The following is a 22,873-nucleotide window of genomic DNA, read 5'->3' on the forward strand; positions in this document are numbered from 1 at the left end:
AAGCGCATCAAATTATCACTGGGGTCGCTCAGCCCGATTGAGTATCGAAGAAGTCTCGGCCTTAACGTATAACTCAGTCCAAGTTTTTATCCGCACCCCCTATCAGGCCACGCTGGGTCAGTTCTCAGTGGCAATCAACAGGGAGATCGGTCTCACGGTCTGTAATCATCGCCAGCACAGAGGTTTGAACAATCCGGCCGAGAGTTCTCATCAACCGATAAGACGGCGAGAACGGGGCATGAAACGCTTCAAGTCAGCACGACACTTGCAGCGTTTCGCATCCATTCACGACCCAATCTACAACCTTCATCGTTTTCCCCGCCACCGCTTCACCTCTGCCATCCACCGCGAACTGCGCCAAACTGCCAACACGGTCTGGCGCAATATCGCTGGCCTGTAATCTGACCAATCACAACATCATAGATCAACACGCATCTGCGCACAGGTTAAGGTTACGGTGCCGTGCCGCAGTTCCGAATTCACCTCCCCATGTTGACTCTTTAAACTCTAGATTACTTGAGCCGAAACCGCCGTACCGTTGGCTGAGAAAATATGCATGTCCTTCGTCGAAGCTGTAAATCGTAATGTATCTGATAGCCTAAAATCTGCTTCCTCAGGGGTTTTGATCAGATACTTGGTGTCGGAACCGGCCATGTCGATATAAAGGATTTGCGCCTCGCCCAGATGCTCGACAAGATCCACGGTTCCGGAAAAGAGGGGGCCGCCAGTTTCCTCGCGGGCAATCCTGGTATTCTCGGGTCGAATTCCAACGCTAACTCTATCATTGAGTGCGAAAGTTCCATCACTGGCTTCAAGGGCAAGTTTCGTCCCACAATCAAGATGACAGGTATAACTACGTCCCGAGATCTCCGATATAGCGCCCGCGAGTATGTTCATGGCTGGAGAACCGATAAACTGGGCAACGAAAAGATTGGCTGGCTTTTTGTAAAGCTCTACTGGTGTTCCAATCTGCTCGATGTTGCCATCCTTGAACACAACGATCCGATCCGCCAGTGTCATCGCTTCCACCTGATCGTGGGTCACATAAATCATCGTGACATCGGTCATGCTTTGCTTGAGTTTTGCAAGCTCGATGCGTGTGGCCACCCGCAGGGCTGCATCGAGATTGGACAAGGGCTCGTCAAACAGGAAAACACGCGGGTTTCTGACAATAGCGCGTCCAATCGCTACACGTTGTCTTTGTCCTCCCGAAAGGGCCTTTGGCAAGCGTTGCAGATATCCACCAAGCTGGAGAATTTCGCCGGCTTTCTTGACCCGTTTGTCTATCTCTGCCTTCGTCACGCCGGCAATACGCAGACCGAAAGCCATATTCTCATAAACTGTCATATGAGGATAAAGTGCATATGACTGGAAGACCATCGAAATACCCCGTTTCGACGGAGCGACATTGTTCATACGCTCCCCGGCGATGACAAGATCACCCGACGTTATCGTCTCAAGGCCTGCAATTGAGCGCAACAGGGTTGACTTTCCACAACCCGACGGCCCGACGAAAACGACAAACTCCCCCGATGTAATATCAAGGTCAATGCCATGGAGTACTTCCAGGTTGGCGTAGGATTTGCGTATATTCTTCAGCGACAGGTCGGCCATCGTTCCCATTCCTTTTATTCTTATTTCGCTTGGGTTGTGTTGCTCACGGAGCCAGACTTGCCAGAAACCTCGTTATGGGGCCTGGGACACGGTTGAGGATTTCGGTATCGTTCTTTCTTCGAATAGCCGCGCGGACGATTTTCGCGCCCAGATAACGCACAGGTTCGGGCGGAAGCTTGGTGCGGTTTTTGATCCCCACCAAACCACAACTGCTCCATTTATCCACGCGTCCCAGGATCAGGCTTGCAAGGATCCGACCTGCGACAGGCGTCTGGGCAATGCCGGTCCCATTGAAACCCAGAGCATAGAAAATATTCGGGTGATGCCTTAAATGATCGAATACCGGCAGATGCTGCGCCGTACAGTCGATCGGACCGCTCCAGTCATGAAGGATCGGCACGTCCTTTAGCTGAGGATATACGCGGTGCAGTTCACGTACATTGTCTGCACCGCCGTCGCCGCTGCGATTAAAATGCTCGTCAATCCGATCATTATAGGCAATTCCACCCGTTCCCCTTCCAAATACGACCTGATCCGACGTCGTGCGCTGATAATAGAGCACGTGATGCTGCGCATCGCAGATCGAAGCACCATCAGTCCATCCGATACGCTTGAGTATATCTCCAGAAGGCGCTGTCGCAACGAGTTGACTGCTCACCACATAAAGATAGGGATGAAGCTCAGGGATCGCGGAAGCCCAAGCATTGACCGTTAAAGCAACTTTGGAGGCAGTCAATGTTCCGTCTTGTGTTTTAAGTTCGGGCCGCTCACCCGGAACCATTTCCACAACAGGGCTTTTTTCATGAATGACAATCCCCTTGGAAAGCGCAAGCTTGCGAAGGCCAAGAGCAAGTTTGGCGGGTTGGACAGTCCCTGCCCGCTCCTCGACAATACCGACATATGACGCGCTGGAGCCAGTGCGCCGTTCAATGTCGTGCGCGTTCAGTGTCTGGAACGGGTTGAACCCGGATTTCTGACAGATATCCAGTGCTTTCGCCCATGCACCTTCCTGTGCGACAGAACTTGCGGTCCACAGCCAGCCATCAAGACGCAGATCCATGTCAATGGTTCCGCAATCTTGCAGCGCTTTCAGCTCATCAATAGCATCGCAGGTTGCCTGACAAAGCATGCGCGCATCTTCGTCGCCCACAAGGTCGCGCAACATATCGATTTCAGCATACCAGCTGTGGACTTGTCCGCCATTACGCCCGGATGCGCCCGAACCGCAAAAATCTGCTTCCAGGATTGTGATACGCACATCTGGTTCTTGTTCTCGTATCCGGAGTGCCGTCCAAAGCCCGGCATATCCCCCGCCAACGATTGCAATATCGCATTGCTGCTGACCCGTTAAAGGTGCGGTGACCGGATCTGCGCCAATACTTTGCAGCCAGAAGGAACGATCCTGCTTCGCCGCGACAACGGGTGGTCTCATTGTGATAGAGCTCATAGTCAGACCTTCTGCGCTGTTGCAATCACTTCGTGGTATTTGTCGAGCAGCCATTGTGGGATTGACTGCAAGGGTTGGGGAAAGCCCCCCGGGTGCGTGCAGGTTTCAGACGCACTGACAGCTGCCTTCTGCAGCGCCTCTTCTTCAGAGCAACCTTCGAAGAAAAGCGCCACCAGAAATGAGGCGATAAAGCTATCACCAGCTCCACAAGTGTCGACCACGTTCACGGGTACGGAACCTGCGGAATACAATTGGCGTCCATTGTCATAGAAAGAGCCGCGTTTGCCGCAGGTAATAACGACCTGTTGAGCTCCAGCCCGTTTGAATCGTGTAATCAATGGCTGCACCCGTTCGTCCGGGTCGTCTGGTCCTGATGCAAAAACCAACGGGACGCCCTCAAGCGTCAGGTCAAAATGCCGGGTAGAGACATCCACACTGAACCTGACACCGTCCTCTACAAGCTGACGCACCAGTTTTTCACTGGAATTGGTCCCAAGATGGGTCCAATCGGATGAGAGCAATGCCTGATATCGCTGCTGATCTGGAATGTAGTTTTCACCAACACCCAGAGATTCAAACAGAAAATGCCGTTCACCGCCAATATCGGTCAAAAGCGTTACAGCTGAATTTCCCTGAATAGTTTCAATATCGCTTGGCACAAGTCCGACATCTTCGATCACACCAAGCATGATCTCTGCTTCCCTGTCGGGTGCCAGTGCGCCCATATAACGGGCGCCGACCCCAAGCCGTTTCCACTGCACAGCAACATTTAGGGCATTTCCACCAACAGTAACGACCCCCTTGTTCAGATAAGCATCAAGGCAGTTGTCACCCACAGCAACAAGATTGAGGTTTGCGTTCTTCATCATCATTCCGCAGTATCAAAATGGGGGGAAATCGCATCAAGGCAGCGCCGCCAGACTGCAACCGGATCCAGTGCGTATGAGCCGTTGCCAAATGGCTCGAAGGTCAATGTGCCCTGGAATGAATGACGGGTGATTTCAGCAAGGTAGCCGTCAAGTGGCAAGTTTCCGTCCCCCCACGCCAAATGTCCCGCCGGTGTACCATCGACGACATGAACATGGGCAAGACGTTTGCCAAATCTCGAAAAGTAATCACCAACCTTATCTCCGGTCGCGGCCATGGCAACCAGATCAAGTACCAGGTCGACATTTTCCGCATTCAGATCCTGCCAGAGACGTTCAAGATCGGCGGCATTATTGACGATGTTGCTTTCAGTGCGCTGTAGGGGCTCAAGCAAACATCGAAGTCCCAGATTGGCCGCATGTGTCGTAATTCTCTCCAACGAATGAAGCGAATGGTTCCATGCGCTTTCGCGGCTCTCGCACTCAAAACCCCGTCCGGGTGTCAAGAAGAGGTAGCTCGCACCCAGTTCGACACTGAAATCGGCTGCTCGCAGAAAGCTTTCAACACTCTTTTCACGATAAGCTAGGTCGCCTGAGGCTATGTTGACCGGATAAAGAACCTGTTCCGGAGTGAAGCAATGCACGCTGATCCCGTTATCATTCAGAATTGACCGAACACCTGAAAGCCGTGCCGGGTCAGAATGAAACAGATCAAGATGGGGGGCTATTCCCCATAGTTCCATACGTTGAAAGCCCATCAGCCGAAGCTGTTCGACAACCCATTGAAAGGGATGGTGCTGGAACGAAAAGTTGGCACCGATCAACTGTTCACGTTTTAACATTTTCCACCACACTATTTGCCGATGCCTTCCGCCAGCCCGCGAATGAAGAAACGCTGTGCGGCGAAGAAGACGATCAGGATCGGAAGTGCCGAAAGTGTCATTGCAGCAAAGACAACGGCATAATTGGTTCCGTGTTTTGCCATGATCGATGTAAGGCCGACGGGCAGGGTCTGCACATCCGCACCACTGGTGAAGATCATGGCGAAGAGATATTCATTCCAGGCAAACAGAACGTGCAAGATTGCGCACGAGACGAGTATCGGCTTGCAAAGAGGCAAGGTCACACGCCAGAAAATCTGACCTTCACTGGCTCCGTCCATGACGGCGGCTTCGTCCAGATCGCGCGGAAGACCAAGCATATAGGCGCGAATAAGAAACGTGGTGAACGGGATGCGAAACGCCGTGTAGAGAATGATAAGCGCCCAATAGGTGTTGTAGAGACTAAGCTTTTGCATGATCCGCACCAGCGGAATGACCGCAACCGTTGGGCTCAACATCAATCCGCCAAGCACCAGACCGACAAAGAACGGCTTGCCCGGCAGTTTGGATCGCGTCAGGCCATAAGCAGTCCAGGCGCTTACCAGAACCGTACAGACAGCCGAAACCAGCGTGACGATGATGCTCGTTGCAATATAGTTCCTGATGCCCTGGTTCCACGCCGATATATAGTTGTCGAGCGTGAAGCCTGTTGGCAGCGCAAAGGGCTCACCAAATATCTCGGAGTTAGTCTTGAAACCATTCAGGGCCATCCACACCAGCGGATAGATTACAACGATACCAAGACTAATGAGGAAAGTAACCAGACAGACACGCACAAGCGTCTGCACAAAATCCGTGGGTTGCATCTCGCGCGACTGATAGGAGGCGTTGCTCATAGTTCCACCCTCCGCTTTCTGGTATACCAGAGCTGTCCAAAGCCGGTCAGCAGCGTGATGATAAAAATCACCGAAGCGATAGCCGCGCCATAACCGAAGTCATTTTCAATAAAGCCCTGTTGATAGAGCCATGTTCCCAACACCTGACTGCTGTTGTTGGGGCCGCCGCCTGTCATAACCATGACTTCGTTGAAGACCTGAAACGCTCCGGTAATCGTAACGATAACCATGAGACCGGTCATTTCGCGTGTCAGTGGAAAGGTTATGTTCCACAGCCGACGCCACATACCCGCGCCGTCCATAGTCGCCGCATCATAAAGTTCGCGCGGGATCTTCTGGATTGCTATGGCAAATAGAAGAGTTGAATAGCCAAAGCCCTGCCACTGGCTCATGGCAATGATTGAGTAGATCGCGGTCTGTTCTTCTCCCAGCCATGCCCGAGACCAAGCGCCAAGTCCCATATGGGTAAAAGCGGAATCCAGCAGGCCTATATCAGGCTGATAGATAAAGTAGAACAGCAGCCCCGTCACTGTGATCGAAATTGCTGATGGTATGAAATAGACAGCGCGCCAGAACCGGCGCCATGTTTCATGTTGCAGACCTTCAATGATCGCCGCGAGCACGAATGCACCGAACACCTGGAACACGACCGAAATGACAGCATAAAGCGTGTTGTTCAAGATTGCCGTCCAGATCACCGGATCGTCTTGCAGACGTCGATAATTATCCAGACCGACAAAGGCAGTTTCGCCAGTAAAAATATCCTGATTTGTCGTGCTGACGATAAAGTTGTCGATGATGGGATAGTAGACAAACCATAGGATTAAAACGAACGCGATCAGAACCCAACGGAACGACAGCAGCTTCGCCAGCAAACCGGACTTGTCGAATTGCGACCCGTCCGGCAGGGGGAAGCCGTTTTTGACAGCCTCCCCTCTATATTCACGCTTCATGACAGTCATCGGCCAATAACATCCTTATCGGGAAGAGGCTGCAGCCTTTTTTACCTTTTCCATGACCTGTTCCGGTGTCATGGATCCACCAATCAGGGCTTGCAGGCCCGAAAGCCAGACAGATGCAACGCGCGGTGGATTGGCCGTATCAAGCCACGGCATCAGATAGGACGAATCCGCGATAACCTTGAGACCTTCAACGACAGACGGGTTCATGCTTTCAGCCGAATATCCGCCAACAGTGGCGCTTGGTTGCCCATAAGGTGGGGCCGACAAAACCTTCCCGTTTTCGGGCGAGGTGATAAACTTCATGAAATCCACAGCCAGCGGAATGTTCTTCGACGCTGAATTGATCATATAGCCTTCGGGTGCACCTTCGATCGATTTGACATCACCCTTCGCGTCTTTCGCTGCTGGCAGTTTGAAAAAGCCAAAGTCTTCCTTCTTCAGTGCACCATCTGCCGTGCTTTGATCAAACTCGATAATTTCTTGATAGTACATTGCGGATTTGGCGTTGCTGAACTGCTGCAATGCCGAAGCATAGGATGAGCCGTTTGTACCTGCGCCGTCCGAACAATCGTCGATGAGCTTCTTCAGTTGTGTCAGGCTCTCAACATAGCCTGCATCCGAATATTCGGCCGTCTTCGGATTGAAATCCTTTTCAAGCGTCGCTTGTGGTACATTATAGGCAAGCAACTGTCCGGCAAAATGCACAGCTGGCCAGCCTTCCTTGTTGCCGAACGAAATCGGCGTCACACCGGACTTGCCCAGAGCTGCACATGCACTGATCAGTTCATCGAAACTCTTCGGTTCTGCCACACCGGCCTTGTCAAAAAGGGCTTTGTTATAGCCCATGAACTTTGCATCCAGATAAAGCGGAATTCCGTATAATTTGCCATTATACTGGAATGCGCTGACTGCTGCATGGGCAAGCTGTTTGCCCCATGGCGTGTCGGGACCAATAATCTTGGTCAGATCGACAGCACGATTGCCTCGCACAAAGTTCTCGCCCCAGCTCCCAGTCCAGGTGAAGTAGATATCTGGCAGCGAGTTAGACGCAACCAGGGCCTTGGTTTTCCCCTTCACGCTGTCGTCGCTTTCCTGAATAAGCTCGACTTTTACGCCTGGGTGAAGCTTCTCATATTCCTTGGCAGCGTTGACGAAATAGGGGGAAAGTTGCTGAAGGCCGAACTTCGTCAAAATGCTCAACGTGCCAGAATATTCGACGGGAGCATCAGGTTCCGCAACCACAGCGTCACTGGCGAGAGCTGCATTCATGTTGCCAGCCAACAATCCAAACATCAGGAGTGAAGCAAGGCTTGTTGTGCTCAAAAGCGTTTTGCATTTCATCTCGAAGTTCCTCTCTTTTAGCTATTGTTTCTTTATGTCGTCAGAATGCAGGAACCCGATCCGGCATAACCGGATCGGGGACGGCTCTTAGTACTCGACACGTTTGTAATAGCGCCGCGTGGTCAACGGGTGATCACGCAGCACTTCCAGATGAGCACTCAAACGTTCCAGCATGGTTGCCAGGATGATTGGGGAGATCAGGCTGCGTGTCTTTTGGGAGATGCCTGGAAGGCTGGCAGAAGCGGCGTCCAGAATACGAACCTTATCGGTGTAGCGCTTTGCGAAGTTTTCGACCCGGTCCGTCAAAGGACGGCATGCATCCTCGCCCTTGAATATGAACAGGCTGACGCCTGGCTCAACCAGTTCGAGCGTGCCGTGGAAGAAGTCGGAAGCATGAACCGGACGCGTGCGGATCCATTGCATTTCTTCGAGAATGCACATGCCGTAATAGTGAGCTTCTGGCCACGCCGTGCCAGCGCCGGTAAAGATGTGATACTTCTCGTCCTTTATTTCCTGCGCGAGCGCGGCTGCGCCTTCTTCAAAGTTCTCCTTCACCGAAACCAGTAGTTCCGGAAGGCGCTTCAACTCGGAGACGGTTTCGTCGTATTCTGGAAATTCACCGCGTTCAGCCAGCAGCGCCAGCACGATCAAGAGGGTCTGCAGGTAAAACGATTCTGAAGAAGTGTCGTCCTCTGCAAAATTGGTGAAGTTGTAATCGGCATCAAGGCCCAGAGGCGTGTCCTTGTGACCGGTAAGCGATAGCGTTTTAACACCCGTCTTTTTCAAGAATGCCAGAAGCTGCACGCTTTCCTTGGTCGTCCCCGACAGGGATGGAAGGATCACGAGTGCCTTTTCGTCCAGCCCGGCGGGCGCTTCTAAAACAACCTGAGCGGAGAATGCCGCTGACACCGGAAAAACGGTTGCGTTGCGGGCAATCTCGATTGCGGGCTGGGTCAAAAACTGTACGCCGCCCGTCCCCATGAAGAAAATGCGTTCCAGGCCATCGTCGAGCAGCCTGCGCATCAGAGCGCGTACATCCTCTGCAATTGCGACCGCGCCGCCCTGTATTTTTACAAAGCGATCTTTATCGAAGTTGAGCATTACTACCTTCCCGTTTGCGCAGTTGAAACCTCGAGAAAAGCCCGAACCGGTTTTGCGCCTGTAACTCGTTGAGACAATGTGAGATCGATCTCACATATATTTAGCACACAAGATTTTTCCTGTGGCAAGTAGGTTTCAGAATTTTTTTTACAGGCAGAAAATCAAGCTTCGTTGGCTCATCGACGGCTGACCGAACCCCGGACTATCAGCTTGGTTTCAAAGCTTATTTTCTCTGACGGTCTCTTTTTTCCTGATATTTTTTCAAGCAGAAGCCGGCCGGCAGCACGACCTATTTCCGACACAGGCTGGGAAATGACCGTGATCTGTGGATCGGTAAAAGTCGCCAGATTGAAATCATCAAAGCCGATCAGAGAGACATCGTGGGGAATCGATATTCCCATCGATCGGAAGGCTAAAAGCGCTCCCTGCGTCATCAAGCTGTCGACGGTAAAAAGTGCCGTTGGAGGATTTTTTTGACTGAACAGGCGTATCGTTGCATCCACGGCATGCTCAACCGTCGACTGTGCGACGCAGATCAATTTTTCGCTGGGTTCGATGCCATGGGTAAGCAACGCAGTCTTATAGCCAGTGAAACGCTCGCGCGATGTGAAGATGCGTGCATCATCCTGCAAAAGCGCAATATCGCGATGTCCCATTTCGATCAGATATTCAATGGCCTTGCGCGCGCCACCTTCATTGTCGACCACAACACTGTCGCACTCGACACCCTGCGCTGCGCGATCGATCAGGACCAGAGGTACGTTTTCGTCGATCAGACGTTGCAGATGCGAACTGTCTTCGGCTGATGTCGGCGCCACGATGAAACCGCGAATGCTCAACGATTGCAGGCTGGCCAGCAGTGATTTTTCCTGATCCAGTTGTTCTTCACTGCTCGCAATGATGAGATTGTGCCCTTCTTCTCGCGCCAGCACTTCAACATCATGGGCAATTTTTGCAAAGAACGGATTCTGGATGTCGCCAAGAACGCAGCCGATAATTGGCAACTGCCCGCTGCGCAGAGCCTGAGCCAGTCGATTGCCTCTATATCCCAGTTTCTCCGCAGCAGCCTGAACCTTCTGCGCCGTTTCATCACCAACATAGCCGTAACTGTTGAGTGCGCGGGCAGCCGTAGCGCGCGATACATTCGCCAGTGCCGCCACATCCTTAAGGGTCGCCGATTTCAGAGCCATACCATTTTCACAACTGATGAACCTTGACAGTTGTTATCATCCGCAGAGGCGCAAGAGTAGTACCGTTTATCAAATGGTGTGCATGACAATCGATCGGAATTTGAAGATTTTGATCTATTGGATCGTGACAAAACCGGTCACATCGATGCTGTCCTCGCCCCGTAGAACGGAACCAACCCGTCAGCTATTCTGATATTCTCGTGATGCGCTGATTGCCGCTCAGAATGCGCTGGTTCTCCGTTCCACTGAATCTTAGAGCATGAAGCGAGAGAGGGTTGAAATATCGAGCTGGCAGATCTCTAATTTTTCAAAACAAAACTATTTACCTATATTTTTTTTCAATCAGAAAATTTCTGTTGACTTTCCGCCTCGTATTGAAATATCTATGCCTCAAGAAAGATAAGAGGGGCATCAGATAAATGCGTGCACTGCTAGACAAAATCGACCGGAAGCTTGTTAAGCTTCTGTCAGACGACGCACGCGATGGTGCCAATCAGATCGCCGAACGGCTTGAACTCAGCCCACCAACAATCCGGGCGCGATTGAAAAACCTTATCGAGAATAAGCTTTTCAAGATTTCTGGCGTGGTGAACGTTTCGGAGCGCCCCGAGCTTGTCGTCGCGATGATGGGCATTCACGCTAACGGACAGGGTCGCCTTGACGAAATCGCGAGAAAGATGTCCGAGCTGCCTTTCGTCACTTCCGTCAGTATCGTCACCGGCAGATACGACATTCTTTGCGAAGTGATGTTCGAGGGAGATATGGAAGAATTATACCGGGTGACGAGTGAGTTGCTGCCCGGACTGGCAGAGCCAGGAACAATTCAAGGCAGCGAGACCTTCGTTGTCATGAAATCCCATAATAAGTGGCTGAGCCTGCCACGCGGTGTATGGGAAGACGAAGAGAGCGATAAGCAGGCTCAATAATCCACCAACAAAATGACCGTTCTATTTGGCCGCCTTGCGCGGACACGGCCGACTATTGCCTAACGAGGGAGAACTCAAACAAAATGTTGAAGAAAATCAATGCGCTCATGGCATCTGCAATGTTTCTTGCGCTCATGGGAACTGCTGCACAGACCACGACAGCGCACGCAGGAACACTTGACGATATCCTCGCCCGAGGCGAACTGCGCGTGGCGGTCCAAACGCAAGGTCCACCCTATTCCTTCATGGACCGGAACGGCAAGCGCACAGGTAGCGCCATTGAATTGACTGAACTGATGGCCAAGGAAATGGGCGTCAAGGTAACATATCTCGATTTCGACTGGGATGGCCTGATCCCGGCGCTTCTTTCCGGTAAGGCTGACATATTGGCAGCAGACATGACGGCAACCATGAGCCGTGCAACCAAGGTTGCCTTCACCAAGCCATGGATCCACGTCGGCACTGTCGCTTTCACCGCTGCAGGTGGCGATTTTAAGAGCGTGGAAGACTGCAAAAAGCCTGGAACGACAGTCGCTGTCATTCTCGGATCGACTGCAGAAAAGAACATGCCGAAATACTTCCCTGAAGCGACCGTAAAGGCATTCAAGGGTGGTGGTACGGTTGTTCTTGACGCAGTTGCATCCGGTCAAGCCCAATGCGGTGTAAACGACAACACTGCGGTCGCGGCCCAAGTTCAGAACTACCCTGAAGGCACATTCGAAGTCTTCCCGGAGATGCTTAGTGCAGAACCGCTTGCCTATGCGGTTCGCTACGACTCTCAGGACCTGATGATCTGGACGAACCTCTTTCTGGATAATGTGACGCTTGACGGTCGACTGAAGGAAAACATGGATTATTGGGTCAATTCAAACAAGTGGCAGGCTGACCACTGATGCCGACAAAGGTGCGGAGCCATTCCGTTCCGCACCTTTGATCAGAAATTGAATCCAATCGGTGAGACATGTTTGGCAATCTGAACACACGGGTCATTTCGGAATATCTGCCAGATCTCTGGCAGGGCTTTCTGAATACATTGCTGTTGTCGGCAGCCGGTTTCACCGGCGCAATGATCATAGGTATTGTTGCTTGTGCGCTCAGCATCCAGCCCACCCGCTGGCTGCGTACGATCGGCATAGCCTATATCGATCTTATCCGGGCAACTCCGCTGCTTGCGCAACTCTATTTTCTCTATTTCGGCTTGCCGCGTCTTGGCGTCATCCTGCCGGAAATGGTCATCGGTGTCATAGCACTGTCGATCAATTCCAGTGCGTATGTTGCTGAGATTATTCGCTCGGGCATCCTTTCCATCCCGCGTGGCCAGTTCGAAGCGGCTTTAAGCTCTGGCTTCACCTATATGCAGCGCATGCGCCTTATCGTTCTGCCGCAGGCGGTGCGACCGACAATTTCGCCGATGATCGGACAAGCAATCGTGCTTGTGAAGGATTCGTCCCTTCTTTCTCTGATTTCCGTCGTTGAGCTTACACGCGTCGGGCAACAGATCGCGCTTGACCGCTTCATGCCCGTTGAAGGGCTTGCAGCAACAGCTGCGGGCTTCCTGCTGATCTACTATCTGCTCAAGGCTATGGCAGGCAGCTGGTCGCGTTTCAATCGCATGCCGGAACGCTGACAGGAGGCTTATATGTTTTGGTTTCAATTCGAACGCTTGTTGAATTTCTGGCCCGTTCTGCTGAAGGGTCTTGGAATGACCGTTGCGCTGTCACTCCTTTCCCTTATCATTGGGATGGTGATTGGACTGATCTTTGGAGTGCTCCGCGCCAGCGGAAACCGATGGCTGTCAGCGATAACCGGGTTCTATATCGATCTGTTTCGCGGCACGCCCTTTCTGGTGCAGGTTTTCATTTGCTTCTTCATTCTGCCAGCGATCGGGATTGAACTATCTGCATTCAATGCAGGCGTGATAGCGCTTTCCAATCTGTCAGCGTGCTTTATCGGTGAAATCGTTGCCTCCGGTATCCAGGCGGTTCCGCGTGGACAGACCGAAGCGGCAATTGCGTCAGGATTCACCTATGCGCAACAGCTTCGGTTGATCGTGATGCCGCAAGCATTGCGTATTGTTCGTCCTTCTCTGGTTGGGCAATTCATCCTGCTGGTTAAAGACTCCTCTGTCGTTTCCGCTATCGGCATCATGGACCTCACACGCTCCGGCTGGATGATCGTACAAAATATTCCTAATGGTCTGCTGGTCTTTGGCGTCGTTGGCATCGGTTACTTTATCGTCTGCTATCCGATGATCTATCTTTCACGTCGTATCGAACGCGGCACGCAATCTCCTATTTTGTAACCGGACAGGTCTAATGATTGAATTTCAAGGTCTGAACAAATGGTTCGGCAGCGCGCTTCATGTGCTCAACAATATTGATCTGAAAGTCAGCAAGGGCGAAGTCGTCGTGGTTTGCGGGCCTTCCGGCTCCGGCAAGAGCACTCTGATCCGATGTGTCAATGGACTGGAGGCTTATCAGTCTGGAAAGCTTGTTGTTGACAGCATTGATCTGAGTTCGAAGGCTGCTGCCTTGCGTGAGTTGCGAATGGAAGTCGGGTTTGTCTTCCAGCAATTCAATTTGTATCCGCACAAGACGGCGCTCGAGAATGTGACCCTCGCTCCCATTCATGTGCGCGGACTATCAAAAGCCGAAGCAGAGAAACGCGGCAAGGAACTGCTTGCTAAAGTCGGCCTCGCGGATCGCATGAATAACTATCCAAACCAGCTGTCGGGCGGTCAACAGCAGCGTGTCGCCATTGCACGCTCGCTTTGCATGCAGCCCCGGATAATGTTGTTCGACGAGCCTACGTCGGCGCTTGATCCAGAAATGATCAACGAAGTGCTCGATGTCATGGTCAGCCTCGCCAAAGAAGGCATGACAATGATGGTTGTCACTCATGAAATGGGTTTCGCTCGAAGCGTTGCTGATCGTGTTATATTCATGGATCGTGGTTCGATTATTGAAAGTGGTGAACCGGAAAGCTTCTTCAAGAACCCCCAAAATGAGCGCACACGTGATTTTCTGAGCAAAGTCCTTCACCACTGACGCGACCTGGTCGCATAATTGAGATAGATCGATCCTCATGCAGCATCGTCAGCAAAACGGTGAACGACTTTCTGTTGCCATCATCGGTGCGGGAATTGTCGGATGTAGTGCCGCACTCACTCTTGCCAAAGAGGGCCACAGCGTCACGGTTTTTGGTGATCAGGAACCGGGTGCGGGAACTTCCTATGGAAACGCGGGAGCCATAGTCACGGGTTCGATTACGCCCACCGCAACACCCGCCGTGGTCTGGTCTCTCCCAACCTATATGTTCAACCGCAACTCTCCGGCAGTCTTGCGCCTCCATCATGCCGCAAAAGCGCTACCTTGGATGAAGCGTTTTATCGCGGCAGGCACAACAAGAGGAGTTGATCGCATTGCGGCAGCGATGCGCCCACTCGTTTCCCAAGCTCTGGTCGCGCATCAAGAACTGGCGGCGATTGCTTCGGTCAAGGATATGATCACGCAAGAAGGTTGGCTGAAGGTCTATGGCAGCGCCAAGGATTTCCAAAGCTCTACACTTGAACGTCAGCTTATGGAACGTCACGGCATATGCCACGAAATCCTCAGCCAGTCGTCGCTTCTGGATCTTGAACCTGCGCTCAATCCCTCTTCGTGTTTTAAGGGCCTCTATCAGCCGAAAGCTGGAAATGTCCGTTTTCCGAAGAAACTGGCCCGCGTCTATCTGGAAACAGCACAAACGTTTGGTGCGGCCTTTGTTCGCGAGCATGTCAGTTCAGTTCGCCCCTCAGAACGTGGCGGCGTCTTACTCCAAGCTTTCTCTGGAGAGCAGTACTTTGATCGTGTGGTCATTGCAGCTGGTGCATGGTCCTCCATTTTGACCAGGCAACTTGGAGACAAGGTTTCGCTCGAGAGCGAACGCGGATACCACATCAGCTTCGGTGCAGGGTCTCAATCATTGTTGCGTGGTCCAGTCGTCATTCCTGGTAAAGGCTTTGTTTTGTCTCCCATGCATGACGGTTTGCGCCTTATAAGCGGCGATGAATTGGCCGGGCTGAAGGCGCCACCAAACTACAAGCGCATTCGCGCTCTGCTGCCAGAGGCGATGATGTTGGTACGAGCCCTCAAGGACTGGAATCCCACGACTGAATGGATGGGACATAGACCCTCAACGCCAGACACATTACCGGTGATCGGTCGAGCCCATAAATGTCACGATGTGATCTATGCGTTCGGACACGGGCATCTGGGGGTGACCCTCTCCGCTGTAACCGCCCAGCTTGTTGCTGATCTGGTCGGCGAACGCACGCCTACTATCGATACTACACCTTACAGCCCCACGAGATTCTGAAATCCGATGTCTGCATTTCCTATCAATCTTGATAACACTCCACAATTCGATGGTCCCCTTCCGGATGTTGTTGACGTAACGATCATCGGCGGCGGCATCATCGGGATTATGACCGCTTGGGAGCTGCATAAACGAGGATTGACGGTCCTTCTCTGCGAGAAAGGTCGCATTGCCGGTGAACAATCCAGCCGGAACTGGGGCTGGATCCGTCAACAAGGCCGCGATTATGCAGAGTTGCCCATCATGATGGAAGCGATTCCTCTCTGGAAAAGCCTAAACGAAAAGATCCTCGAGCGGATCGGCTTTCGCCAGAAAGGTATTACTTATCTTGCACGCAGCAAAGCCAAGCAGGAGAAATTCGAGCAATGGCTCGATGGCGCGCGCCAATACGGCGTCGATACGCGCATGTTATCCCAACGCGAAATTGGAGCGATGATACCCCAAGGTAGGGGTTGGATTGGCGGTATGACCACACCGTCCGATGCTATGGCTGAACCGTTTGTTGCCGTGCCTACACTGGCTCGGGCAGCCGCAGAAGACGGTATCATCATTCGCGAAAACTGCGCCATTCGCACATTGGACATTACAGACAATCACATTCAAGGTGTCGCCACTGAGCGCGGGTATGTGAAATGTGAGAGAGTGGTCGTGTCGGCTGGCGCTTGGAGCGCCCTTTTTCTGAAACGACACAATATTCATATTCCGCAACTGTCAGTTTTATCTTCCGCCTTACAAGTAGAACTGGCAACTTCGCCGCATGATGCTGCCGCCGCCGATGATCGCATCGCATTTCGACGGCGGGCCGATGGAAGCTACACTCTTACCCCATGGGCTACGCATGATTTTTTCATCGGCCCCGACGCCTTCAGAAACTTCCCTGCTTACATCCAGCAGTTGCGTGAGGACTTTACAAGCACGCGGTTCCGGCTTTCAGCTCCGCAGAACTATCCCGATGCATGGCGAACGCCACGGCAATGGTCGAAAATCGACGAAACGCCGTTCGAAAGATGCCGTATACTTGACCCAAAGCCAAACCAAAGCGAACTCGGCCGTGTTCTCAAACAATTTGCGGAAGCTTTCCCCAAGATCGGAAAACCGCGTATCGTGCGCAGCTGGGCTGGAATGATCGATACCATGCCTGACGTATTGCCTGTCATAGATCAAGCGAGCATCGGCGGGCTTACGATCGCCACAGGAATGAGTGGTCATGGTTTTGGCATTGCGCCTGGCATTGCTCGTATTGTCGCGGATCTCGTTGAACAACGCTCATCGAGTTATTCAACCAACCGCTTCGCGTTGAACCGCTTCGCCGGCAAAAAACCGTAGTAGATCGGCTGGCACTTTTGAACGTGGGAGATTTTATGTGATTTATGGATTTATCGGAACGGGAACGATTACTGAGGCATTGATAGACGGCCTGATGGGGTCGCGCCTTAACGTCCAAAAGGTAATCGTCTCACCACGTAACGCAGCAGTGGCCAGCAGGCTTGCGGAACGTTATGCCAGAGTAGAAATTGCGACCGGAAATCAATCCGTTGCAGACAAGGCTGATGTTCTTATTCTCGCCGTCCGGCCACAAATCGTCGAAGAAGTTCTGGCGGCCATTCGTATTCCATTCGGACGGAAGCTGATCAGCGTTGTGGCAGGGATCAGTCATGAAAAACTTTCCCGCTGGACCTCATACCCGGAATCAGAAATCGTTCGGGCAACACCTCTACCTTTCGTCTCTTACCGCGATGGCGTAACCGCAATTTTTCCGAAGGACGAAACCTCCTTCGAGTTTTTCTCATCAGTTGGCAAGGCTGTAGAATGTGAAAGTCAGATGGAATTCGATCTGCTCGCGACCGCTAGTGCCATGATGGGCACCTACTATGGAATTATGGAGAGAGTTTCTGATTGGCTCATAGCGAAGGGATTGGACGAGCATAAGACTCGTAGTTACCTCACTCCACTTTTTAGCAGCTTAGCTCACGTTGCGGAAAACACATCGCATACCGGTTATATGCAGCTGCGACATGAGTTTTCGACAGAGGGCGGGTTGAACGAGCAAATATTCAAGGAATTTGACGAAAATGGCGGCACTAGCGCGTTAACGGTCGCACTAGACAACGTTCTAACAAGGATCAGAAATTAGAAGGGGCTATCACAGTCTCACATACGCGCTAGCGACGGCAATTTCGTTAAGTGTTCAACGTAATGCGGGTTCATCACTCACTCGATACGGTGGCGCGTCTTATCAGGTGCCAGAAAATGCCATTTAAATCGAGACGGTGGTGGCGGCCTGCCATTAATCCCTCCAATCACTGGTGACTGTGAGGCCCTATGTCCTTGACCGTCATACCGACCTGTCAGCAAATGTTATTAGGAGTGAGATGATGGCACTCCGCGCAACGCGATCACCGACGGCTCTGACTTCCAGTCAACGGTTTTAAACGGCATCACGCGCCATGCACGTCGCGAGAAACACAAGAAACTCTTCCAACGGCATCGGCTTTGCAAACAGCCAGCCTTGTCCATATTCAACACCTTTGAGCCGTAGCGCGGCGAGCTGTTCTTCCGTTTCAATACCTTCTGCCACGCTGAACAGGCCTAAATCTCTGGCAATGTTGCCGATGTGGTTGATGAGCAGCCCGCTCGTGGATTGTTCCTTCACAGCACTCACGAAGGACCGATCGATCTTTAAGGCGTCTAACGGCAGGCCCTGCAAATGCTGCAAACTGGAATAGCCGGTGCCAAAGTCATCAAGTGCAACAATATAACCAGACGTGCGGGCCGCGATGAGGACCTCGCGTGCAAGCTCTGCATTGATGAAGCTGCGCTCGGTCACTTCCAGCCAGATTTGACGCTTTTCAATACCGCTATAGAGCATGACAGCATCGAGCATGTTAAGCGCCCGGCCTGTTTCAATATCCTCCGGTGTGAGATTGATCGTGACGTGCAACGTGCGATCTTGCACGAGCACATGGTTCAGATCGCGGATGACGTGATCGATAACTTGGTCCGTGATCTGTCCGATAAGACCAGTTGCCTCAGCAAGAGGGATGAATGAATCGGGACCGATAATATCTCCGTTCGGGCGCTTCCATCGCACGAGCGCTTCCGCGCCCACACATTGACCATCGATGAGCCGGATAATCGGCTGATAGAAAACCACAAATTCTCGATTGCGAATTGCCAGTTGCAACTCGGTTCTCTCGGAAAGTTGTCGGCGCCAATATTGGGCCGATAGCCCCATAGCGATCAGGGCAAAAACCAAGCCGACAGGGCCACAATAATTCAGATTGGTTTGCGTCTGCGCCCAAAGGATGGAACGGTTCTCCAGTACGACGGCGCTCAGTTCATTTTGTTGCGCCGTGCTATGGAGCCAGTCTGTTTCTGTTATCAGTTGGTCAGGATTGGACGGGTCGACAACAAGGATTGGACCATCGGCATTATGTTCGCTGATGACGCCACCGTGCTTGTTCAGAAGAATAATGGTCGCATTTTCTTTGATATTATAATCGAGAAGACGAGACGGCAGCATGAGCGCTTCATAATGCCCGGTCCTGATCCCGATCATATCCTTCAGATAGGTTGATGTCGGGCGATAGTGCAGCGAAATTTGATCGCCCTGAGCGGTTGTGTATCCTATCTCGGAGCGATTGATTGCGATCGGTTCCATTCGCCATGAAGAACACTGCGCCTGGTCGCCATCAAAATAGGCGAGGTCTTCAATGTTTTCTGAAGCGATGCTCAGGCTTCTTAGTCTGGCCCCATGTTCAGTGGAGCAGATTGCAAATGAAGTGTTGTTCAGAGCGATCAGCACCTGTCGCACGGATTCAAATGTACTGTTGGCATGATCAACGGCCATTTTCGCAAGTAGATCTAGTTTTGACTGTTCTGACCTATAAGCAAGATAACTGGCGAAGAACGCACTCATTCCAAGCGGAATAAGTCCGAAAATTACCGTAAAAAATGTACCGAAAAAAACAATACGCGAGCGCCTTGTTCTCATAATCCAGCATTGTTCCCGATTATAAATACCCTCCCATTTCGGGGTATCTATATTAGTTTAAACTCTTTTGCGAGAAATATAAATCGATTAGAATTGCGGTAATATAAAGCCAATATTTGCAAGGCAACGCAATGGTAGATTACCATCACAATTAAACATCATTATCTATTAATTGCTCAATGTATACACGCCTGTTATGATCAGAGACAACAAACGAGAGCCGGTATAGACGCCCGTTTACCTTAACTATATTTATTAGAGCTGACCACTAGCACCGATCATGGCTCCAAGTGCAGTGTCGCGCGTTGATGTTCTTGCCACATAGGGCGTCAAGCCGATGCTTACGTCTTCAGCCGCTGCACAAAATAGCTTGGACGAGGTGGATGCGCGCGTATGGGCAAGTCCAAATTGAAGTCGAAAGCGCCGATATAGTCTGCCGACGGCATTGCCAAGTTGTTTGATCTTGGTGTTTCCGGTGTCGATGCGGTATGAAATTGCCGAGTTCTTTTCCCCGATTGAAGGGATTCCGCTTTCCGCGTGAGATAGCCGCCTATGCGGTATGGGCCTATCACCGGATTGCACTGAGCACGGCCGATGTGGAAGATTTGCTTTCAGAGCGTGGCGTGGTCATGAGCCGGGCAACGGTTCGCCTTTAGAACAATCACTTTGGCCACTATTTTGCTCATTGCATTCGTAAAGAGCGTCCAAGGCCGAATGACAAGTGGCATATGGATGAGGTCGTCATTACGATTGCCGGGAGAAAATTCTGGCTTTGGCGAGCAATTGATGCGGAAGGCGGTGTTCTCGACATCCTGGTTCAAGCACGCCGTAATACCAAAGCCGCCAAGCGCTTCTTCTCAAGACTGATCAGGCAATTTGGCCAGCCCCGCGTTGTCGTGACGGACAAGCTCGGCAGCTATGTCAAACTAATACAGACTATCGCACCCAATGCCGATCACCGTGCACATAAAGGTCTGAATAACAGAATTGAAAATTCGCATCGTCTGTGCCGAAAACGGGAGAAGATCATGGGGCGGTTTAAATTGCTGCGTCAGGCGCAACGCTTCTTGTCAGTCCACGATCAAACCAACACGATCTTCCGTCCTCGACGCTACAAACTCACCGCTATCTCCTACCGCCATGCACGTACCGATGCATTTGCATTATGGCGTGACTACACTGCTGAAATGACCGCTTGAAAACAGCTGCTATAGTCGCTCGTAGCCTTGCACAAACAACTTGGCAATGCCCCACCCAGACCTCTCGACGAGATCGAACCGTCTGTTGTGCGACCGCGCACGTTGAAGCTCGAATTGGCATATTCACCAAAGATGCCGACCGTGAACTTGTAACCTGCGATGAACACGTCGCTCTTCGAATAGTCAGCGCCGATCTGGACGTCAGCTGTTGTCATATCGAAGCCGCGGCCATTATAGCCGGTGATGCTCCTCGGCGAATAGGAACCCGTCTTGCCGATGCCGCGCATCCAGGCGTGATAGGCTTTGTCGCAAATTTTCGTTTGGGGTACAGTCGGCGTTAAGTATAGGCGGATTTATGCTGCGAGTTCAGCAATAATCTTGAATGGCGCAAGCTGTCAATACGATCCTGAAATTCGCCGGAACGGGAAGCGAAGAAATACCGTCTGTGTTCATCGAGATTGCGTTCCCGCCTTTAAGTTTTAGCGTTTACTGAAACTAAGCTTCAGGCCTCATTCTTTGCAAACGTTCTTTTGACAGCCTGGACCATTCCATTGTCAGGCATGAAAACAACGCTCCCTGCCCATACGAACCATGTTTCTCTAGCAGAAAGCCATCCAAACGCGAACCAGGCTGTTCCTTTTTTGTTCCTAATGTTCTAATGAATATGTCAGATGAGCGTTTCGGCGGACAATCCGTAATCCGGTGATCAAAAGATGCATGCGTGACGAGGATACATGGCGGCGGCCTACCTGGAAAAACTGAATGATCGCCAGCGCGAGGCAGTCAAGCATGGCATTGCCATGCCGAATGGCGCAATTGGTGGCCCGCTTCTGATTATAGCCGGCGCGGGATCAGGCAAGACCAACACATTGGCGCATCGTGTCGCTCATCTCATCGTTAACGGCGCTGACCCACGCCGGATATTGTTGATGACATTCTCACGCCGGGCAGCGTCCGAAATGGCCCGGCGCGTTCAGCGTATCTGCAAGCAGGTTATTGGCGACAATTCAGCGGTCACGACCGATGCGCTTGCATGGGCAGGCACATTTCATGGCATTGGCGCGCGGCTCTTACGTATTTATGCCCAGCAGATCGGGCTTGGCGCCGACTTTACTATTCACGACCGGGAAGACAGCGCCGACCTCATGAACCTCGTTCGCCATGAACTGGGTTTCTCAAAGATGGACAGTCGCTTTCCAACCAAGAGTACATGTGTTGCGATCTATTCGCGCGTGGTCAATTCCGAAACTTCAATCGGCGAAGTTCTGAAGTGAACTGCCCCCCATTTCGACCGGACAGTCGGCATAAGCAGAAAGGCTCAAGCACAGGCTTGGGTATAGGCTTATGTCTAACGAGTATCGACATGTCGAATTGCTGACAGGTGATGTCCGCCGTCGGCGGTGGACAACCGAGCAAAAGCTGACGATCATCGAGCAGAGTTTCGAACCAGGCGAAACGGTATCTTCGACCGCTCGCCGCCATGGTGTTGCGCCCAATCTGCTTTACCGGTGGCGCAGGCTCTTGAGTGAGGGAGGTGCTGCAGCCGTGGATTCTGACGAGCCGGTGGTCGGCAATTCGGAAGTGAAGAAACTGGAAGATCGCATCCGCGAGCTGGAGCGCATGCTCGGCCGTAAGACGATGGAGGTCGAAATCCTCCGCGAAGCCCTTTCCAAAGCGGACTCAAAAAAACGGATATCGCGGCCGATCTTGTTGCCGAAGGACGGTTCGCGATGAAGGCCGTAGCAGACACGCTAGGCGTCTCCCGTTCCAACCTCATCGAGCGGCTGAAAGGCAAATCAAAGCCGCGTGGGCCTTACCACAAGGTCGAGGATGCAGAGCTTTTGCCCACCATTCGCAGGCTGGTGGATCAAAGGCCAACCTATGGCTATCGGCGGATCGCCGCGCTCCTCAATCGCGAAAGGCGAGCCGCCGATAAGCCTGTGGTCAACGCCAAACGGGTCCATCGCATCATGGGCAACCATGCCATGCTGCTGGAGAAGCATACCGCCGTTCGCAAGGGCCGCATCCATGACGGCAAGGTCATGGTTATGCGCTCCAATCTGCGCTGGTGCTCGGACGGTCTGGAGTTCACCTGCTGGAATGGCGAGGTCATTCGTCTCGCCTTCGTCATCGACGCATTCGACCGCGAAATCATCGCCT

Annotated in this window: 20 protein-coding genes and 3 pseudogenes; 12 read left to right on the plus strand and 11 right to left on the minus strand. The window is 52.0% G+C overall.

Features of this window, described 5'->3' with window-relative positions:
• On the plus strand, positions 1-400 hold a 400-nt coding region (locus ACTJKP_RS23345; protein ID WP_440632371.1), incomplete at its 5' end, for a DDE-type integrase/transposase/recombinase.
• A 107-nt stretch (positions 401-507) separates the two neighbouring features.
• On the opposite strand, the gene ACTJKP_RS23350 is transcribed toward ACTJKP_RS23345, so the two are convergent.
• The 9 genes from ACTJKP_RS23350 to ACTJKP_RS23390 all read right to left on the minus strand — a co-directional run bounded on the left by ACTJKP_RS23350 (position 508) and on the right by ACTJKP_RS23390 (position 10,208).
• Positions 508-1,614, minus strand: a complete 1,107-nt coding sequence (locus ACTJKP_RS23350) for an ABC transporter ATP-binding protein (protein ID WP_440632372.1) — start codon at positions 1,612-1,614, stop codon at positions 508-510.
• 43 nt (positions 1,615-1,657) lie between these two features.
• The gene (locus ACTJKP_RS23355; RefSeq protein WP_440632373.1) at positions 1,658-3,115 is read right to left on the minus strand and encodes an FAD-dependent oxidoreductase; all 1,458 of its coding nucleotides are present in this window, start codon (positions 3,113-3,115) and stop codon (positions 1,658-1,660) included.
• Entirely contained in the window at positions 3,064-3,933 is an 870-nt protein-coding gene (locus ACTJKP_RS23360) for a PfkB family carbohydrate kinase (RefSeq protein WP_440632374.1), read from the minus strand. Before ACTJKP_RS23360 ends, ACTJKP_RS23355 begins: the two co-directional genes overlap by 52 nt.
• Positions 3,930-4,769, minus strand: coding sequence for a sugar phosphate isomerase/epimerase family protein (locus ACTJKP_RS23365; protein ID WP_440632375.1), 840 nt, complete (start codon positions 4,767-4,769; stop codon positions 3,930-3,932). Before ACTJKP_RS23365 ends, ACTJKP_RS23360 begins: the two co-directional genes overlap by 4 nt.
• Before the next feature lie 11 nt (positions 4,770-4,780).
• Entirely contained in the window at positions 4,781-5,644 is an 864-nt protein-coding gene (locus tag ACTJKP_RS23370) for a carbohydrate ABC transporter permease (protein ID WP_440632376.1), read from the minus strand.
• Positions 5,641-6,606, minus strand: a complete 966-nt coding sequence (locus ACTJKP_RS23375; protein ID WP_440632377.1) for a carbohydrate ABC transporter permease — start codon at positions 6,604-6,606, stop codon at positions 5,641-5,643. Before ACTJKP_RS23375 ends, ACTJKP_RS23370 begins: the two co-directional genes overlap by 4 nt.
• A 15-nt stretch (positions 6,607-6,621) precedes the next feature.
• Positions 6,622-7,947, minus strand: coding sequence for an ABC transporter substrate-binding protein (locus ACTJKP_RS23380; protein ID WP_440632378.1), 1,326 nt, complete (start codon positions 7,945-7,947; stop codon positions 6,622-6,624).
• An 87-nt stretch (positions 7,948-8,034) separates the two neighbouring features.
• Complete coding sequence (locus ACTJKP_RS23385; RefSeq protein WP_440632379.1) at positions 8,035-9,048, minus strand: SIS domain-containing protein; 1,014 nt, start codon at positions 9,046-9,048, stop codon at positions 8,035-8,037.
• A gap of 176 nt (positions 9,049-9,224) precedes the next feature.
• Positions 9,225-10,208 (minus strand): LacI family DNA-binding transcriptional regulator, encoded by a 984-nt coding sequence (locus ACTJKP_RS23390; RefSeq protein ID WP_440632380.1) that lies wholly within the window; start codon positions 10,206-10,208, stop codon positions 9,225-9,227.
• A 449-nt stretch (positions 10,209-10,657) separates the two neighbouring features.
• On the opposite strand from ACTJKP_RS23390, the gene ACTJKP_RS23395 reads away from it, so the two are divergent.
• The 8 genes from ACTJKP_RS23395 to ACTJKP_RS23430 all read left to right on the plus strand — a co-directional run bounded on the left by ACTJKP_RS23395 (position 10,658) and on the right by ACTJKP_RS23430 (position 17,654).
• Positions 10,658-11,164 carry an Lrp/AsnC family transcriptional regulator gene (locus tag ACTJKP_RS23395; RefSeq protein ID WP_109366156.1) on the plus strand — a complete coding sequence of 169 codons (507 nt, stop codon included), beginning with the start codon at positions 10,658-10,660 and terminating at the stop codon, positions 11,162-11,164.
• A gap of 83 nt (positions 11,165-11,247) precedes the next feature.
• Complete coding sequence (locus ACTJKP_RS23400) at positions 11,248-12,057, plus strand: ABC transporter substrate-binding protein (protein ID WP_440632381.1); 810 nt, start codon at positions 11,248-11,250, stop codon at positions 12,055-12,057.
• Positions 12,058-12,125: 68 nt separating this feature from the next.
• Entirely contained in the window at positions 12,126-12,791 is a 666-nt protein-coding gene (locus ACTJKP_RS23405) for an amino acid ABC transporter permease (RefSeq protein WP_440632382.1), read from the plus strand.
• Positions 12,792-12,803: 12 nt separating this feature from the next.
• Positions 12,804-13,466 carry an amino acid ABC transporter permease gene (locus ACTJKP_RS23410; protein WP_440632383.1) on the plus strand — a complete coding sequence of 221 codons (663 nt, stop codon included), beginning with the start codon at positions 12,804-12,806 and terminating at the stop codon, positions 13,464-13,466.
• 13 nt (positions 13,467-13,479) lie between these two features.
• Positions 13,480-14,211, plus strand: a complete 732-nt coding sequence (locus tag ACTJKP_RS23415) for an amino acid ABC transporter ATP-binding protein (RefSeq protein ID WP_440632384.1) — start codon at positions 13,480-13,482, stop codon at positions 14,209-14,211.
• 37 nt (positions 14,212-14,248) lie between these two features.
• On the plus strand, positions 14,249-15,520 hold the full coding sequence (locus ACTJKP_RS23420; protein WP_440632385.1) for an NAD(P)/FAD-dependent oxidoreductase: 1,272 nt from the start codon (positions 14,249-14,251) through the stop codon (positions 15,518-15,520).
• A 6-nt stretch (positions 15,521-15,526) separates the two neighbouring features.
• Positions 15,527-16,846 carry an NAD(P)/FAD-dependent oxidoreductase gene (locus ACTJKP_RS23425; protein WP_440632386.1) on the plus strand — a complete coding sequence of 440 codons (1,320 nt, stop codon included), beginning with the start codon at positions 15,527-15,529 and terminating at the stop codon, positions 16,844-16,846.
• 37 nt (positions 16,847-16,883) lie between these two features.
• Positions 16,884-17,654: a pyrroline-5-carboxylate reductase gene (locus ACTJKP_RS23430; protein ID WP_440632387.1), complete on the plus strand. Its 771-nt coding sequence runs from the start codon at positions 16,884-16,886 to the stop codon at positions 17,652-17,654.
• A gap of 294 nt (positions 17,655-17,948) precedes the next feature.
• On the opposite strand, the gene ACTJKP_RS23435 is transcribed toward ACTJKP_RS23430, so the two are convergent.
• Positions 17,949-19,514, minus strand: coding sequence for an EAL domain-containing protein (locus ACTJKP_RS23435; protein WP_440632388.1), 1,566 nt, complete (start codon positions 19,512-19,514; stop codon positions 17,949-17,951).
• Between the two features lie 488 nt (positions 19,515-20,002).
• On the opposite strand from ACTJKP_RS23435, the pseudogene ACTJKP_RS23440 reads away from it, so the two are divergent.
• A pseudogene (locus ACTJKP_RS23440) lies at positions 20,003-20,713 on the plus strand (IS6 family transposase).
• Here the strand turns inward: ACTJKP_RS23440 and ACTJKP_RS23445 are convergent.
• The gene (locus tag ACTJKP_RS23445; RefSeq protein ID WP_440632389.1) at positions 20,689-21,000 is read right to left on the minus strand and encodes an autotransporter domain-containing protein; all 312 of its coding nucleotides are present in this window, start codon (positions 20,998-21,000) and stop codon (positions 20,689-20,691) included. The pseudogene ACTJKP_RS23440 and the gene ACTJKP_RS23445 overlap by 25 nt on opposite strands.
• A 447-nt stretch (positions 21,001-21,447) precedes the next feature.
• Here ACTJKP_RS23445 and ACTJKP_RS23450 point away from each other — a divergent pair.
• Together ACTJKP_RS23450 and ACTJKP_RS23455 are read left to right on the plus strand one after the other, a co-directional pair.
• Positions 21,448-21,984, plus strand: a pseudogene (locus ACTJKP_RS23450) (UvrD-helicase domain-containing protein); the annotation flags it as partial.
• A 73-nt stretch (positions 21,985-22,057) separates the two neighbouring features.
• Positions 22,058-22,873: pseudogene (locus ACTJKP_RS23455) on the plus strand (IS3 family transposase); the annotation flags it as partial.

This window comes from Brucella sp. 22210, assembly GCF_052045675.1.
Classification (GTDB): Bacteria; Pseudomonadota; Alphaproteobacteria; order Rhizobiales; family Rhizobiaceae; genus Brucella.